The organism is Scytonema hofmannii PCC 7110 (genome assembly GCF_000346485.2).
GTDB classification, from domain to species: Bacteria; Cyanobacteriota; Cyanobacteriia; order Cyanobacteriales; family Nostocaceae; genus Scytonema; species Scytonema hofmannii.
In genome coordinates, this window is sequence record NZ_KQ976354.1 from 4,616,740 (window position 1) to 4,634,997 (window position 18,258).

The window sequence follows — 18,258 nt, forward strand, 5'->3', positions numbered from 1 at the left end:
AATAAGTCAATCGTCATTAGTCACTGGTTACTGGTCACTGGTTACTGGTCACTGGTCACTGGTCACTGGTCACTGAAATGGCGACATCCACTTGTAAGCCAGTTAATCCTGCTACTTTTTGGCTGTCTTTTGGATTATCGATGCGGATTTTTACTGGAATGACTCTACGATCTGTTTCTGCAGCTGGATTGACGCTTAAAATATTTTGTCTGTCAACTTGCAAACCAATACTGCTGACAGTTCCTTGTAATGCTCCAGAAAAAGCTGTGCTGGTAATTGTGGCTTTTTGACCTACGCGAACTTTATTAATATCGGTCTGATAAACTTCTGCTTCCACATACATTTGAGATATTTTTCCAATCTCAACGATTCCGTCGCTGCTGTTTACCTCTCCTGTTTTGGCATGAACTTTTAAAACTTGACCATTTATGGGAGATACAAGCTTTGTTAAATCTAGGTCTGCTTTTGATTGTTGAACGGCTGTACGCGCACTATTAACTTCGGCTTCTGCTAGCTGAACGTCCACTCCGCGCACTTCTTGAATACTGTTCAACTTGGCTTTTGCCTCTTTGATTTGGTCTTTTAAGGTGTTGACAGTACTATCAAGGGTTGCTTTAGCTTCTCTCAGTTGTTGCTGTACGGTATCTTGCTGCAAGCGCTTGTTATCTGCTGTGGAAGCAGAAATTGCTCCTTCTTTATAAAGCTGTTGATAACGGTTATTCTCTGTTTGAGCATTGTCTAATTGCGCTTGCAAACGAGCAATAGTTGCTTGTTGTGAGGAAATATCTCCTTTTAATTGCGATTCTAAGCGCGTGACGGTTGCTTTTTGCGCTTCAATATCTCCTCTTTTCGCCCCGGCTTTTATCTGTGCTAATTCGGCTTGAGCAACTTGCACTTTGTCTAAAGATTGCTGTAATGCTGCTTTTGCACGACCGTAACCTTCTAACGTCGCTATCACTTGTCCTGCTTGAATGCGATCGCTTTCCTCAACTAGCAGTTTTTCTACTCGAACACCACTTAAGGAACTTGGAGGAAACAATTTCGTGACTTTTCCTTGAGGCTGTAAACGTCCTAAAGCAGTTACCTCGATTTTAGGAGGAACAACATTTACGGTTTTGGGTACTTGAGTCGTGGGGGTATTATCTCGCCGTGCAAAACTGTAATAAAATATCAATCCAGTGGCTGAAGCGACGAGAACTGCTAATATAAATCGCCAGCGATATGGGGGTTTGGTGTACAACTGGCTTTCTTTGTCTGCTGCCATATTTTTATCTCAATTATGCTGGTCTACATTCAGTTATTGGCGAACAGTTATCAATACTAAATACTAATAAGTGGCTGTTCTTCATCAAATTCCATCAGTTATTGCTTGACTGGATAAACTGATGAACATTGACTTATTACGGTAATTTGATAACTGTTGTGTGAAATAAGAACCCTGTCACAAATAGCCGATCTCAAGCAAAACGAAGGGCTGCTGGAGAGAAATTGCAAAAACTTGTTCACCATATTCGCAAAAAACTTTTATTTTGTCAATCGAAATCATTTATTTGGTTAGTGGTTAGTGGTTAGTTGTTAGTTGTTGGTAGGGGAGCAAGGCATTGCGCCCTTATATGATTAAAATGCTTTTTATCCGTACCTAGAGCATCGGTCTAGTAATCCCAAAAACCTGGTTTCTTCAAGTTGAGCATACGAGATATCAAGCTTGACCACAAAGAGATACCTGGTTTTTTGCCTCCTTTTTGACTCATAGACTGGTGCTCTAGTGAGTGAAAATTCTAAGTACAGAGCCTGTAAGGTGTAGGTTTTAAAACAACCGTGTTGCTTTGTATTTTTTCAATCTTTCCAATGAGAACATCTCCTAATTTTCTATGAATTTTATATTTAAAATTTTTTATTCGTAGAAAATGTTCCATAAACTACAGAAAGTTTTTCAAAACCCTTTATGACAGTAAATAATCATTTTTATTTATCATTTCACTCGCTAATTCGGGGAACTTTCTGGTGATAGGTGCCTTCATTGACTCTAAGTCAACTGACACTAAGAGCAGTAGATAATATGAAGCATAGACCCTTAAAAGTGAATAGAGGCAAATTATACAGAACAAGTTCAAAATTTTAAATCTTGAAACTTGTACACTGATTTAATAGCTTCATTCTATGGTTTTCAAAGAATGTGTAAAGTTCATTTTGCACTTTACAACCCAAACTTCATACTGAATCCGGTTCTTAGTAACGGTTGCAATTCATAAGACATTTTCATCAGGCTTATCACAAAATTCATGTTTCTGAGAACACTGATGAAATATATTAAGGATGTCTTATTGTTGGTACTTTCACTACTAACAATACTCAAGAACAGCGCTTATGCCTATAAAGTCAGTATCCATAGACAAGATCAAATATGGTTCTAACCGCCGTCCCGTAAATGATGAAAAAGTGAAGGAATTGAAGGATTCCATTCAAGCTAACGGTCTATTAAACCCAATTACAGTGGATAGCAAGCTCAACTTGATTGCTGGACTGCACCGTCTGACGGCGTGTAAGCAATTGGGAGTTGAGAAAATCGAGTGCAATGTTGTTGATTATGACGATGTTGACCAAAGCCGCTTGGCGGAGATTGATGAGAATTTTATCCGCAATGAACTAGAAATTCTAGAGCGTGCGGAACTGTTATTGGAGCGCGAGCGCATTTTAGACCGATTGGGGCTAAGGGCTAAACCGGGAGACAATCAATACACTTACAAGGGACGTGAAACTGTTTCGCAAGTACCTAAAACAACCACAGATTTAGCAAGAGAAATTGGATACAGCGAGCGCAGTTTGCAGCATGACAAGCAAATTGCACGAGATATTCACTCCTGTGTTAAAGAACAAATCAAGGGAACGCCACTTGCTAACATGAAGACGGAGCTACTAAAAATAGCGCGGACTGGAGGTCAAGAACGAGCCTTTGCAAAACAAGCAGAACTTGCTTTAGAGGCTGCTAAATCAAAGGGAGATGAAGAAGAAGCATTAAGGCAAGCCAGAAGTGCCGCACACTGGCGGTTAAGGCAACAAGAGATACAAGTACAAGCCATGAAAAACTCTATGGTAAAGGTAAAGAGAGAGACTAAGTTGGCTCTCAAAGACCATGCTGTTCAACCCGAGCAGCAAATCCAGAAAGCCACAATGGTAACCAACCAGGTTTCAGTCAAAGTTGGTGAGGAATGGAAATTAGGTCAGCATATCGCCTGTTGTAGTAATACATCTGGCGAACAATTCACAAACTTGCTTCCCGACCGCGCCGCCCTTGCGATCGCAACTCTTTCCCCAAACTGGAACCATGATTACCTAGTCGATAGGGCTAGAATCGTCGCCGTACTGCGATCGGAAGGTTACATTTATGAATTTTACCATCGTCAGAGGATGCCGTTCCAGTATGAATTAATTCTCGGTAACATATATGTAGGTCTTTTTTCTCGCGAATCGATACCCAAACCACAAGCACCAATCAATATTGATGGAGTAGAGGGTATAGTCAACTATTTGTTGCATTTGTACACCAATCCAAGTAACTCTGTGATAGCCCCTTTTATGGGACAAGCTGAAATTCTCATTACCTGTGAAAGAATGGGACGTATCTGTTTTATTGGAGATGAAAATCCTGAATTGGTGAGTCGCGGAATCATACGATGGCAAGCATGGACTGGAAAACAAGGTCAAAAAACAGAATCACGGAGAATAGAGTCACGAAATTATGTGCATAACTAGTTGTAAAGACGCTCTGAATGAAAGCGTCTTTGCAAGAATTTGTGATGCATTTCTCGCTCTTGTACAATATCACGTCCTCCCAATTTACATTGATTTTTATGAACTTATAGAAGTTTTCTAGAAAGTTATCGAATTTACAAAACCATTATTTTCTTACTCTACAGCAATTTCCTTTCTTAGTAGATTTCTCTTGTGGGGTGGGCATCCTTTGCCCGCCCTCTTTTATAGAACGGGCGAGGACGCCCGTACCACAAGAAAGAAAATGCTGGTTTTGGTCTTATCTAAACTGTATTGCACAATATCTGGTTTTTGGTGGGTAGTCCCCACCCATCTGTTTGGATAAGAATTTTATAGAATTTTGAAGGTTGGAAACAAAACTTCTGTAAAACAAAATTGATTGAAAAACTGTCACCAAGGATATTATTCAACATAATCGTAATGCACTATACTTTTGCAAATTTACAAAAAGTTCATATATGCAACCATTTTATTGTTTATAAAAACATTTAAAAAAACCGATTCAATCTCTGTTGGTTGTGCTAGTGTTTTTAGTAATTATCACGTTTCTAGCCGAGCGGGTATTTTTTTTAGTTTATTGAGAGCGAAAAACTAAAATTAACCGAATTGCTGAGACTCAGTGAGACTTCGAGCGGTGGTTTGAGTTATTTACTTTTGTGGAAAGAGAGGAGTGCGCTTTGTGTAACGAATTTGTCAAATATAATTTGAACAAATTCCATAGAATATGTTGTCTTAAGCGTCAAAATCGTCTATGGCATTTATCAAGATACAAAACGTAATCATTAACACTAACTATGTGGTCGCAGTTAAGTTAAATAATCAAACTAGCATTGGAGAAAATAGCATTTCTGTTCTAATAAGTACTCCAAAGTTTTCGCTCTTGAGTCCGGAAACACTTTCTCAAGATTCTCAGGATTCGTGTCAAGACGAATGGGTTGAATTTACTGGACAAGCCGCGATCGCATTACAAGACTATTTTACGAGCTTTAACAATGTTATTGACCTACTGTCGAATTATGAATTATGAATTGAAAGTTTCAGCATTCAGCATTCAGCATTCATAATTCAAAAGATGAACAAGTTATCAGCGAACAGTATATAGTTATCTTTTCAGGCAAAAAGAAAAAATTCTCCCACAAATTCCCTAACTTCAGTTATGGGTATTACTGAATTGCGATCGCTATTAACTGTTAACTGTTAACTATTCATCCCCAGAAAGAGCAAGTACACTAAATGACCCACGCTATCAACTATTACGATTTCTCCTATGTCTGCTCATTCAATTGATAATGCCTTGGCGGAGTTAGCAGCCGAAATAAGTCATTTTGAAAAGGTTGTCAACAGGTGTATTGAGGAAAAAAAAATGATGCCGGAGCAATCTATGTCAATCGATAAAATTAACAGAAAATTACAAAATAGCCCTATAGCCATCATTGGTATGGCTTCTCTGTTTGCTAAATCTAGAAACTTACAGGAATACTGGCAAAACATTCTTAACAAACAAGACTGTATTACTGATGTTCCATCAACACACTGGAATATCGACGAGTACTACGATCCAAATCCCAGAACACCAGAAGAAAAAACCTACTGCAAGCGAGGTGGGTTTATTCCTTACGTTGATTTTGACCCCATGGAGTTTGGAATACCCCCCAGCATTTTAGAAGTCACAGATGTTGCACAACTTTTAAGTTTGGTTGTTGCAAAAGAAGCAATGGAAGATGCAGGCTATGATGCTTCTCGCGAGTTTAATCGTGAAACGATTGGGGTTATCTTGGGTGTAGCGGGAAGCCAATTGGGATTGCCACTGGCTGCACGGTTAGAGTATCCGGTTTGGGAAAAGGTTCTAAAAAGTAGTGGTTTATCCGATGAGGATACCCAAAAAATTATCAAGAAAATCAAAAGCGCTTACGTAAACTGGGATGAGAATGCTTTCCCTGGAATGTTAGGGAACGTAGTTGCAGGTAGAATTGCCAACCGCTTGAACTTAGGTGGTATCAATTGTGTTGTAGATGCTGCTTGTGCGAGTTCCTTTGCTGCTTTAAAAATGGCAATTAGCGAACTCATAGAACACCGTTGTGACATGATGGTGACTGGTGGAGTAGATACGGACAACACCATCATGGCGTATATGTGTTTCAGCAAAACACCAGCTGTTTCTCCTAGCGATAATGTCAAACCCTTTGATGCCAAATCAGATGGGATGATGCTGGGTGAAGGTATTGGTATGGTTTTACTCAAGCGTCTGGATGATGCAGTAAGAGACAATGACAAAATTTATGCAGTCATTAAGGGTATTGGCACCTCCAGCGATGGGCGCTTTAAGAGCATTTACGCACCTCGACAAGAAGGACAAGTAAAAGCGTTGCAGCGTGCTTATGAAGATGCTGGCTTTGCACCTGAGACTGTCTCTTTGATTGAAGCACACGGTACAGGAACTTTAGCTGGAGACCCTACGGAATTTGCATCCATAAACCAGTTCTTCGGAGAAAATAACTCTAAAAAGCAGTACATCGCACTCGGTACTGTTAAGTCTCAAATTGGACACACTAAAGCAGCTGCTGGCGCGGCGAGTCTGATTAAGACTGCTTTAGCACTGCATCACAAAATTTTACCTCCTACGATCAACATCACTCAACCAAACCCCAAACTCAACATTACAAACTCGCCTTTCTATTTAAATACAGAAACTAGACCTTGGATTCGTGTGGAAGGAGAAGCACCCAGACGTGCTGGTATCAGTTCATTTGGCTTTGGCGGTACAAACTATCACGTTGTATTAGAAGAATACGAAGCTCCAAAAGAACAAACATACCGAGTCCACAGCACTCCCAACGAGATTTTGTTGTTTGCTCAAACCCCCACACAGTTACTAGCTAGCTGTGAAGAAATGCTCGCTAAACTGCTATCGGAAGCAGGAGCCAAAAATTATGCAGAACTGGTAGAGGCGTCTAAATCCCAAGAAATTCCGCTAAGTGCAGCAAGAATTGGGTTTGTTGCAGAGTCTTGTGCTGAAACTTGTAAATTATTACAGATCGGTATTGACTTACTCAAGAATAAAACTTCTGCTCCATCATGGGAACATCCTCAAGGTATTTTTTACCGTCAAACAGGTATAGAGCTTGAAGGGAAAATCGTTGCTTTGTTCTCCGGTCAAGGTTCTCAGTACTTGAATATGGGTCGGGAATTGGGAATAAATTTCCCTGTGATGCAGCATCTGTTTGGCTACATGGATAGCCTTTTGCTCAAAGATAATTTGCAAACCCTCTCGAGCATAGTTTTTCCCCATTCTGTCTTTGAAGAAGCAGAAAAGAACGCTCAAGTAGCTGCTTTACAAAGGACAGAATATGCTCAACCAGCAATTGGAATGCTGAGTGCAAGCCTGTACAAAATATTACAACAAACTGGTTTCAAAGCAAATTTTGCTGCAGGGCATAGCTTTGGAGAACTGACAGCTTTATGGGCTGCAGGAGTGTTAAGCGAAGAAGATTATTGCTTCCTCGTGAAAGCTAGAGGTCAAGCCATGGCAGCTCCTCAAGACCCCGATTATGATGCAGGGGCTATGCTGGCGGTGAAAGAAGAAGTCGGCAAAATAGAAGGTCTTTTAAAACAGTATCCAAAGGTATCTGTTGCCAATCTAAATTCTCCCCGTCAAGTTGTATTGGCTGGTCCGGCTGCAGAAATCGCAAAATTGCGCCTAGTTTTACAGGAGCAAGGATTAACTGCTATATCTCTACCCGTGTCTGCAGCTTTCCACACGCCATCGATCGCTTTTGCTCAAAAAGCTTTTGCGAATGCGATTAAGTCCGTTAAATTCCAAAACGCAAAAATACCTGTTTACACTAACGTCACCGCAAAGCAATATCCTCAAGAAGCACAGGCTATTCAAACAATCCTCGAAAACCACCTGAGCAATCCAGTGCTGTTTAAGCAGGAAATCGAACATATTTATGCAGCAGGCGGCTATTGCTTTGTTGAATTTGGTCCGAGGAAAATTCTCACAGGGCTAGTGCAAGAAATTTTAGGCGATCGCCCTCATATGACTGTCGCCTTAAATCCCAGCACTCAAAAGAATAGCGATCGCGCTCTTCGAGAAGCCGTCGTGCAATTGCGCGTCGCTGGTATGCCATTAAAAAATCTTGACCCCTATCAATTGCCACCAACGGTACCGCCAACCAAGAAAACCAAAGGATTGACCGTACCATTAAATGGCATTAATTACGTGTCAGAAAAAACAAAGATGGCATTTCAAGAAGCTTTGCAAGATGGACACAAAGTGACATTACCTGCAAGCAAAGAGGTCACTGCAACTGAGTCCCAGCAAATCACTCCACCTGAAACAGCAACCCCAGAAAATAGCGGGAATGGGAATCACAAAACTGCCCAAGAACAACTAGTCACAGATTTTATGGCAAAATTAGCCGAGAAAAAATCTGTCACTCCCTCATCTTCTGCATCCCATGACGATTCGGATAAACCGGAACAGAAACCCGGTTTCTCCAAGAAACCGGGTTTCTCTCAACACGAACAACCCCACTCCCCCTCTTCCTCCCCCACTCCTCTTCCTTCACCTCAACCAGTCCTAGAGGCGAAAATGCAAACAAATTCCAATCAACTCGTGAATCATCAACAAGTTTTAACAAGCTTAGAATACGTCCTGACACAATTCCAGCAAAATCAGAAAGAGAACCTGCAAGTCCACGGTCAATATCTCAACCATCAAGCGGAATACGTCAAAACATTTTTCCAACTCATGCAGCAACAAAATACTTTGTTAGCTAGCAACCCTTCTTCAACAGAAGCCACAAAGCTCAAGCCATCTTTAATAGAAAGCTTAGAGCGCAGCATGATGCAATTCCACGATCAACAAGGCGATACTCTACGCATTCACGAGCAATATCTTACAGCACAAGTAGAAGTCACGCAAAACTTTTTCCAACTTCTACAGCAAGAGTATTCACAGTTGATTGGTGGTAAATTAGCGATTACTCAACCTGTAGTTCCTTCCGAGGTAACAACACCAGTTGTTTATAAAGAACAGCACACTCAGATTGTTGTAGAGACAGCAACACCCAAACAAGAAAACCTTAGCCAACCCACAACCACTACACAAGTACTCAAGGTTGAGCCACAGCCTGCTGTCAAAATGGATGCCAAATTGCATTCAGTTGCAGAAACTTTCACTGTAGAGAAAGTCGCAGTGGTAACAGATGTTGAAGCAGATACTGTAGCGACTAAGCTAACAGTTAGTCTTACACCCCAACCATCTGTTCCTAACCTTGCTAAAGCAACCAATACCAATTTAGCTGACTTAGATCAGAAACTGTTAGCCATCACAAGTGAAAAAACGGGCTATCCAGTAGAAATGCTCGATTTAGACATGGATATGGAAGCAGACTTAGGTATTGACTCCATCAAACGAGTAGAAATCTTGGGAGGACTGCAAGAACTCTACCCCGATTTACCCCAGCCTAATCTAGAAGAACTCGCAGAAAAACGTACCATTGGTCAGATTGTAGAGTATTTACAATTTAATGCTTCTCAATCTGTTACTGAAACAACTGTATTGAGTGTAGATACAGCAACTGCTTTAGTACCAATAAAAATTGCAACAGAGATTGCAGCAGATGTAGTAGGTGAGATAACCGTAAGCCCTACAGAGAACTTATCCGTTGCTGAGGGTACAGAATTGGGTCAAACTTTGCTAGCAATTACTAGTGAAAAAACAGGTTACCCAGTTGAGATGCTCGATTTAGAGATGGATATGGAAGCAGACTTGGGTATTGATTCCATCAAACGAGTAGAAATTTTAGGGGCGATGCAAGAAATGTACCCCAATTTGCCCAAGCCCAATGTAGAAGAACTCGGAGAACTACGCACCATAGGTCAAATTGTCAGTTACCTGCAAACCCTGGTAGGCGACGAAAAAAAAAAGTCTCTGAATCCGTCTTGCAACCAACCCCCTAGCCTAAACAGCAATCCTCTCCGGCGTCAAGTCCAACTCAGAACACTACCTCAACCAGATTTTTTGGATTTTACAATACCACAAGGGCATGTCTGTTTGCTAACACATGATGGTACCCTCACCACTTCCAAATTAGCTGACTCTCTTTTAGAGCATGGTTGGAAAGTAGTTGTTCTGAGTTTTCCGCCATCACTCATCTCACAACCAATGCCTCTACCAGCAGAAGCCCACTGCATCCAATTGGCCGATTTGAGCGAAGAACACCTGCAACAACAGTTGACAAACATCTCTACCAACTACGGACCAATTGGCACTTTTATTCATCTCAATCCTCTTCTTGAGGTCACGTACAACGGCAAGATTCCTTATCTAGAAGAAGAAAAAGCGATTGTCAAGTATGTTTTTCTGATAGCAAAACACCTTAAAAAGTTCTTGAATGAAGCAGCAGAATACGGACGCAGTAGTTTTATAACAGTTGCTCGCTTAAATGGAGCTTTTGGCTTAGGACAAAACGTTAATTTTGGGCCAATTTCTGCTGGTTTATTTGGATTAACCAAAACTCTTAACTGGGAATGGCAAAAAGTATTTTGTCGAGCGATCGATCTTAGCCCTCAGATTGATGACGAAGACTCAGCAAATTGCATTATTGCTGAACTGCACGATCCAAATCTTTACATCACCGAAGTTGGTTACGGTTGCGAAGGGCGAGTCACTCTGATTAGTACCCCTGAAAAGAGGGAGTGAGGGAGTAAGGGAGTGAGGTAATAACTCACCCCCAATCCCCAATCCCTAATCCAAAATCCAAAATCCAAAATCCAAAATCGTTATGGCAAAAGTTAATTACATTGGTCGCATATTAGATAGAGAGAAACATGCTCCGATCGGTGGAGCTAAAATCTCCATTGGTCTACCTGGTAAAGAACTTATTGTTTACACTGATTTGGAAGGAATTTATAAATTTCCCGTTGATTTTGGTAATTACAGTGTCCTTGAGGGAGAAATCAAAGTAGAAGCTAAAAATTACAAAAGCTACAGCGCTTTTCTAAGACTCTCTCCAGAGAACAAAGACCTTGGCGATATTCGACTCGTTTATCCCCACCATCAAGAAAGCGATCGCAAATTACAAACCTCAGTCAGTTCAGTCACCTCAGTCAGATCGGAAAGCTCGGAAAACAACATTGCACTCCCACTTGTAGCAGCTATCATGGTCGTATTTGCTCTCATTGTAGCAGCAATGACATTACCATCCTCTCAAGAAAACCAGCCTCAAGAAATCCCAGAAAACACTATCAACCTTCAAGCACCTATAAATATTGCGAAATTTCCTTTTTAAACCGCAGATGAACGCAGACGAACGCAGATAATTCTTAACTGCTCTTCCTCTCTTCTTCCTTCGCGCTCTTTGCGTCTTTGCGGTTCATTAAAAAAAAATATTTAAGCGGGAAGATAACACAAATCCAACTTTCTGCATTCTTCTTTGCAACCTGCATGAAATACAAAAAATACGGAGAATCTATGACTGCAATCAGCACAATTCAGCCATCATCAGTTTTTCTTGTCAGTGGAGGTGCAAAAGGTATCACAGCCAAATGTGTCCTTAAATTAGCACAACACTATTCCTGTAAATTCATTCTTTTAGGTCGCTCAGAACTGTTAGAAACCGAACCCGATTATGCTCGCGATTGCTTTGAAGAACCCATTTTAAAAAAGCGCATTATGGAATACCTTCTCTCACTAGGAGAGAAACCAACACCCATAAGCGTCCAAAAACTCTACAACCAAATTGCATCCAGCCGAGAAATCAAACAAACATTAGAAACAATTAAACAAGCTGGAGGATACGCAAAATATGTCAGCGCCGATGTCACCGACAACCAAGCACTCAAAGAAAAACTAAAAAGTGTCACCGAACAACTTGGTTCAATTAACGGAATCATTCATGGTGCTGGTAATTTAGCAGATAAGTTGATTGAAAAGAAAACAGAACAGGATTTTGAAAAGGTTTATACAGCCAAAGTTAAAGGATTAGAAAATCTTTTATCCTGCGTAAAAGCCAATCAACTGGAATACTTAGTTTTATTTTCCTCCGTCACAGGTTTTTACGGTAATATAGGTCAAACTGACTACGCGATCGCAAACGAAATCCTCAATAAATCAGCCCATCTTGTCAAGCAACGCTATCCTGAATGTCATGTAGTTGCTATCAATTGGGGTGGTTGGGATAGCGGTATGGTGACACCAGAATTAAAAAAAGAGTTTGCTCGTCGAGGTATTGATATCTTATCCGTTGAAGAAGGAACACAAATGCTCGTCAACGAACTCCATCCTGCAAATCACAACACCGCACAAGTCGTTATTGGTAGCCCCTTAATTCCACCTCCCATTCCATTAAAGTCCGAACTGCAAACCCATCGACTCCGTCGCAAACTATCACTCGAAAACAATACCTTTTTGCTCGATCACGTCATTGCTGGTAAAGCAGTTTTACCAGCCACTTGTGCAGTCTCATGGATGGTAGACTCCTGCGAACAGCTTTATCCAGGTTATAGATTCTTCAGTAACACTGATTTCAAAGTTTACAAAGGAATCACCTTTAATGAAACCTTAGCAAATGAATACATTTTAGATTTGCAAGAAATTTCCAAAACAGAATCTCAAGAAATTATCCTGCAAGCCAAAATCTGGAGCCAATCCCCCAACGGAAAACCCATCTATCATTTTAGTATAGATCGCGTTCAGCTTGTGCGAGAACTGCCTAAGCGTCCTACATATGAATCCTTAAATTTGACAGAAGATAATATCATTACCATGACGGGTAAAGATTTTTATCAAGCAAAAACAGCGTCTTTTTTCCCACTATTTCATGGAGACTCTTTCCAAGAACTCAGACGAGTTTTAAATATTAGCGCTGAAAAAATTACAACCGAGTGTATTTGGCGTGAAATTACCCTAAAACAACAAGGACAATTCCCGGTAGGTTGGGTTAATCCTTATTCCATTGATTTAAGCACTCATCCCTTATGGATTTGGATGCAACATTTTCATCAAGAAATTTGCTTACCTGCTAGCCAGCAAAAGTATGAACAATACACCCAAATTCCATGCAATACGCCTTTTTATGTATCTTGTGAGGTGATATCAAAGACAGCAACTAGTGTAGCTGCAAATTTTATCGTACACGATGAGCAAGGTAATATCTGCTCGCGTCTTTTAGGTGGCAAAGGTACTATTATCCCTACTCAGTCTTTGAGTTAGGGGGTAGAAGGTAGGGAGTAGGGGGTAGGGGTTAGGGGTTAGGGATTGGGGAATAGACACTAGAAACTATTCCCTTCCCAGTCTAAAATTACCTAAACCTCTCCAACTCTTTTCTCTGCGTCCTCTGCGTCTCTGCGGTTCATTCAAATAAGTAATTTGGAAACGGAAAACAGTAATCCCTACTCCCGACTCAATACTACTCGGATAAGAATTTTGTGGGTTGGGCTTTCCCCTTGGGGAAACTCAACAATGTCCTGTAAATGTTGGGTTTCGTTCCTCAACCCAACCTACGTATTTTCGGATTTTTACGCAAAACCTACGCAGTATTGACTCCCTACTCCCTACCCCCTAACCCCTAATCCCTCGAATTAACTATTACAAGGAAATTAATTGTGGAAAAAATAGCGATCGTTGGATTTTCATGTCTTTTTCCTGAAGCCAAAAACTCAGAAGAATTTTGGCAGAACCTTATTCAACAAAAAGATTCAACATCATTTGTTACTACTCAAGAAATAGGAGTCGATCCACAAGTTTTTTACGATCCAGCCAAAGGTCAAGCTGATAAATTTTATTCTCTGCAAGGAGGATTTATTCGTAACTTTCAGTTTGACTCAACTGGATATAAACTACCCGCAGAATTTCTGCAAAGTTTAGATAATACCTTCAAGTGGTCTCTTGATACTGCAAAACAAGCATTGCAGCATAGCGGTTATCTAGGAAATGAAGCGATTCTTGCAAAATGTGGAATCATATTAGGCGCACTCTCATTGCCTACCCAATTCTCCAATAAAATATTTGCTCCCATTTATCAGCAGGTACTATCCCCCGCCATTAAAGAACTTTTGCAGTGTCAGAACTTTGATTTCACTTCTCCAAATGAGCCTGCAAAAGTTTCTGCTCACAATGCAATGATATCGGGTTTGCCAGCTGCAATTGTTGCTCAAGCTTTGGCTTTATCAAATATTCATTTGTGTATTGACGCTGCTTGTTCTTCACCGTTATACGCTGCTAAACTAGCCTCTCATTATTTGCGGACGCATAAAGCAGATTTAATGTTAGCTGGAGGTATTAGTTGTTCTGACCCTCTGTTTATTCGGATGTTGTTCTCTGGTATCCAAGGATATCCTGAAGATAATGACCTCAGCCGTCCTTTGGATAAGTCATCGCGAGGGCTGATTACTGCAGATGGAGTAGGGATGGTTGTCCTGAAACGATACAGCGATGCAGTTAAAGATGGCGATCGCATTTACGCTACTATCTCTGGTACAGGGCTTTCTAACGATGGTAGGGGTAAGCACTTGCTTAGCCCCAGTTCCAAAGGACAAATTCTCGCTTTTGAACGGGCTTACAAAGAAGCACAAATCAGCCCGAAAGACATTGACTACATGGAGTGCCATGCTACCGGTACACTATTGGGAGATACTACCGAATTTAATTCAGTAGAAACATTCTTCGGCAAACATCAAGCAACCCCTCTAGTAGGTTCTGTAAAGGGAAATGTTGGGCATTTGCTAGTTGCGGCTGGTTCCGTCAGCTTGATTAAAGCCCTTTTAAGTATGTCCAAGGGTGTCATTCCACCGACTATCAATATTAGTGACCCCATAGGAACAGAGAACAACGTCATCGCACCTCAAAGAATTGTTACCAGTACCACTGATTGGCCCAACAAAACACCAGTTAAACGAGCAGCTATTAGTGCCTTTGGTTTTGGTGGAACTAACGCACATATGATTTTGGAACAAGGAGAAAATTCTCCCTCATCCCCCACTCCCCCGACACCAGTAGCCAAAGTCGCTATCGTGGGTATGGATGCGTTTTTCGGTTCCTGTAATGGATTAGATGCTTTTGACCGCAGCATTTATGATGGAACACAAAATTTTATTCCTCTTCCCTCAAACAGATGGCATGGTATAGAAGATCGACAAGACCTACTTCAGCAGTACGGATTGCCAGAAGGTAAAGCACCCGTGGGGGCTTACATCCAAGATTTAGAACTAGATACCCTATCATATAAAATCCCACCCAATGAGCTAGCAAAGCTTAACCCGCAGCAACTGTTACTTTTGAAAGTTGCCGATCGCGCCTTAAAAGATGCAGGATTGAAAGAGGGTGGAAATGTCGCCGTTTTGATTGCGGCGGAGACAGAATTCTCAGTACACCAGTTACAGCAAAGATGGAATTTGTCTTGGCAAATCAAAGAAGGATTGGCTACTGGTGGAATTTCTTTACCGGAAGACAAACTTGCTCAACTGGAAAACATTACCAAAGATGCCGTTCACCATCCTGTAGAGATTGCGGAATATCTCAGCTATATCTCTAACATTATGGCAAGTCGCATCTCCTCCCTTTGGGATTTCACAGGTCCAACTTTCACTGTGACTGCAGGAGAAAACTCCACTTTCAAAGTCTTAGAGATAGCACAAATGCTACTCTCCGCCGGAGAAGTCGATGCCGTGTTAATAGGTGCTGTGGATTTGGCGGGAGGTTTGGAAAATGTCCTATTACGAAGCAAACTCGCACCAGTTAATACAGGTACAAATACTTTAAGTTACGACCAGAAAGCAAATGGCTGGATAGTTGGCGAAGGTGCAGGGGCTGTTGTACTGAAGCGCCATGATACAGCTAAAAAAGACAATGACCGTATATATGCAGTTGTAGATGCTGTTGGTTTTGGAACCGCACCCTGTAGCAGACGCACGCAGATAGAAGAACAAAATATCAGCGTCCATCAGCGTTCGTCTGCGGTTAGAATTACATCACTTGATGCAGGGACAGTCAGCCAAGCTTGCCAAGAAGCTTTTCAAATGGCTGGTATTAAACCCACAGACGTAGAATATTTGGAAGTTTATGGTAGTGGAATTTCCCAAGAAGACGAAGCAGAAATCAAGGGTTTAATTCAAGCGTATCCCGCAGGCGAAAATAATTTAAGCTGTGCCATTGGAAGCGTCAAAGCCAATATCGGTCATACCTATGTTGCTTCGGGTATGGCTAGCTTGATTAAAACTGCACTGTGTCTCTATCACAAGTATATTCCTGCAACTCCTAAATGGTCTGGTGTAAAAAACCAAGAAGTTTGGCAAGGTAGCCCTTTTTATGTGAGCGCGGAATCAAGACCTTGGTTTTTAGGTAAGGATGCTAAAAAGAGAGTCGCTGCAATTAACAACATGGGAATGGATGGCACCTATGCCCATATCATCCTATCAGACGAACCCGAACAGCAACAGCATAACAGCAGGTATCTGCAGCAAATGCCTTACTACCTGTTCCCAATTGTAGGTTGCGATCGCACTGAGTTACTCCAGCAGGTTAACGCTCTCCAAACAACCATAGATAATTCTCATTCTTTAGCGGCTGTAGCACGCCAAAGTTTTCTAGAATTTCAAAAACATTCTGAAGCTAACTACGCCCTCGCCATTTTGGGACGGAATAAAAATGAGTTAGCAAGAGAAATGGAATCTGCTGTCAAAGGAGTGAATAAGGCTTTTGAGAGTGGGGAAGATTGGCAAACACCAGCAGGGAGTTATTTCACAGCAAAACCACTCGGCAAAAAGGGAGGAATTGCTTACGTCTATCCGGCTGCTGTCAATTCTTATCTTGGCATTGGTCGAACGCTCTTTCGCTTGTTCCCAAGAGTTCACGGTGATACAGTTATCAAGAGTCTTTTCAGCCTGTTTGCAGAAGTTTCTCAACTTGTCTTTCCTAGAAGCTTAAATAAATTATCAACCAAGCAGTTGGAAAGTCTCGAAAAGCAGTTACTGAATAATGCCCTAGCAATCTTTGAAACAGATATGGCATTTGCCAGACTGATTACAACAATTGTACGAGATGATTTCCGAGTTAAGCCAAAATACGTCTTTGGCTACAGCTTGGGGGAGACAAGCATGATGACTGCTATGGGAGTGTGGAGTAACTTTAGCGAAGGAATTAATGCCTTTCACTCCTCTCCCTTGTTTGCAGACAGAATAGCTGGGCCAAAAAATGCCGTGCGCGAACATTGGGGATTGCCAAAAACGCCATCGTCCAACGATGATTTTTGGAGTACTTATCTTTTGATGGCAAGCCCATCTCAAGTTCAAGAATGCCTCAAACATGAAAATCGCGTTTACTTAACTCAAATTAATACACCAGAAGAAGTCCTGATTTCTGGTGATTCTTTATGTTGTCAGAGAGTTATTAAAACCTTGGGTTGCAACGCTTTTCGCGCCCCTTTCAACCACGCAATCCATTGCGAACCGATGCAGTCTGAGTACGAAGAGGTTGTGAGAGTCAACACCTTACCCTCACACAATATACCCGGAATTGCCTTTTACTCCTCAGCAGAATACGAACCGATACCACTTGAGAGTCATGCGATCGCACGCAGTTTAGCAAAAGGTTTGTGTCAACCGCTAGATTTTCCCCGACTCGTTAACCGAGTCTACGACGATGGGGCAAGAATATTTATTGAAGCAGGATCTGGTAACGTCTGTTCGCGATGGATAGATAAAATCTTAGAAAACAAAGAACACATTACCATACCCCTCAATAGAAGAGGCATTGACGACCATGCTTCCATTATAAGAGCGTTAGGAAAACTCCTCAGCCATCAAGTCGCCGTAGACTTATCACTCTTATACGGTGAAACATCAGAAGCATCAAGCCAACGCAAACCAACAGTCAAAACACTCACTTTAGGAAGGGCTACCCCAATCGGAGAAATCCCACAGGAAAAAGTTCCTCAAGGAAACCGAATTGTTGCCAGTATTTTAACAGACGAAAACCGAAAAATTTTCCAAAACGCAGCCCGCAAACTACCCCCGCGCATTGATACCAAGCAACAACAGAACAAACCGCAATCTACAGAATCAGAAAGCAGAAATTACCCCAAAACGACCATTCCCAACCAACCACCCGCAAGCAACATTCACAACATTATTACACCATCAATACCCCAGCCCGAAAAATTAAACATGAAAAATGCCCCCAATAACAGTTTTGAACCTAAAAAACGAGTACAATCTGGTGAGCAAAAAACAACTCAAGAAATTGTTTCCCATAGAACCTTGTCAACACCAAATAACATTCAACAACTTAGTCACATCACCACTCAACGGTACCCAAACAAGACCCAATATGAAAAGTTAAGCAATAACAATTTTATTGTTCATCAAACCCACGCCAAGTTCTTAAAATCAAGACATCAATTTAGTCAACAAATGAGTGAAATCATTCAATTACAACTAACCTGTGTTGAGAATTTGCTAAATAGTTAGTGGTTAGTAGTTAGT

General features: G+C 41.3%; 7 protein-coding genes. 6 read left to right on the forward strand and 1 reads right to left on the reverse strand.

Annotated features, from left to right (window positions below):
* Positions 1–55: 55 nt before the first annotated feature.
* Complete coding sequence (locus tag WA1_RS19170; RefSeq protein WP_017741952.1) at positions 56–1,264, reverse strand: ABC exporter membrane fusion protein; 1,209 nt, start codon at positions 1,262–1,264, stop codon at positions 56–58.
* 1,103 nt (positions 1,265–2,367) lie between these two features.
* On the opposite strand from WA1_RS19170, the gene WA1_RS19175 reads away from it, so the two are divergent.
* From WA1_RS19175 to WA1_RS19200, 6 genes are all read left to right on the forward strand, one after another.
* Positions 2,368–3,753: a ParB/RepB/Spo0J family partition protein gene (locus tag WA1_RS19175; RefSeq protein WP_017741951.1), complete on the forward strand. Its 1,386-nt coding sequence runs from the start codon at positions 2,368–2,370 to the stop codon at positions 3,751–3,753.
* A 769-nt stretch (positions 3,754–4,522) separates the two neighbouring features.
* On the forward strand, positions 4,523–4,798 hold the full coding sequence (locus WA1_RS19180; protein WP_017741949.1) for a hypothetical protein: 276 nt from the start codon (positions 4,523–4,525) through the stop codon (positions 4,796–4,798).
* 240 nt (positions 4,799–5,038) lie between these two features.
* The gene (locus tag WA1_RS19185; RefSeq protein ID WP_017741948.1) at positions 5,039–10,480 is read left to right on the forward strand and encodes a type I polyketide synthase; all 5,442 of its coding nucleotides are present in this window, start codon (positions 5,039–5,041) and stop codon (positions 10,478–10,480) included.
* A gap of 82 nt (positions 10,481–10,562) precedes the next feature.
* Positions 10,563–11,069 carry a peptidase associated/transthyretin-like domain-containing protein gene (locus tag WA1_RS19190; RefSeq protein ID WP_017741947.1) on the forward strand — a complete coding sequence of 169 codons (507 nt, stop codon included), beginning with the start codon at positions 10,563–10,565 and terminating at the stop codon, positions 11,067–11,069.
* 182 nt (positions 11,070–11,251) lie between these two features.
* Complete coding sequence (locus WA1_RS19195; RefSeq protein WP_026134498.1) at positions 11,252–12,991, forward strand: SDR family NAD(P)-dependent oxidoreductase; 1,740 nt, start codon at positions 11,252–11,254, stop codon at positions 12,989–12,991.
* Between the two features lie 392 nt (positions 12,992–13,383).
* A complete protein-coding gene (locus WA1_RS19200; RefSeq protein WP_017741944.1) occupies positions 13,384–18,243 on the forward strand; it encodes a PfaB family protein in 4,860 nt (1,619 codons plus the stop codon).
* Positions 18,244–18,258 lie beyond the last annotated feature (15 nt).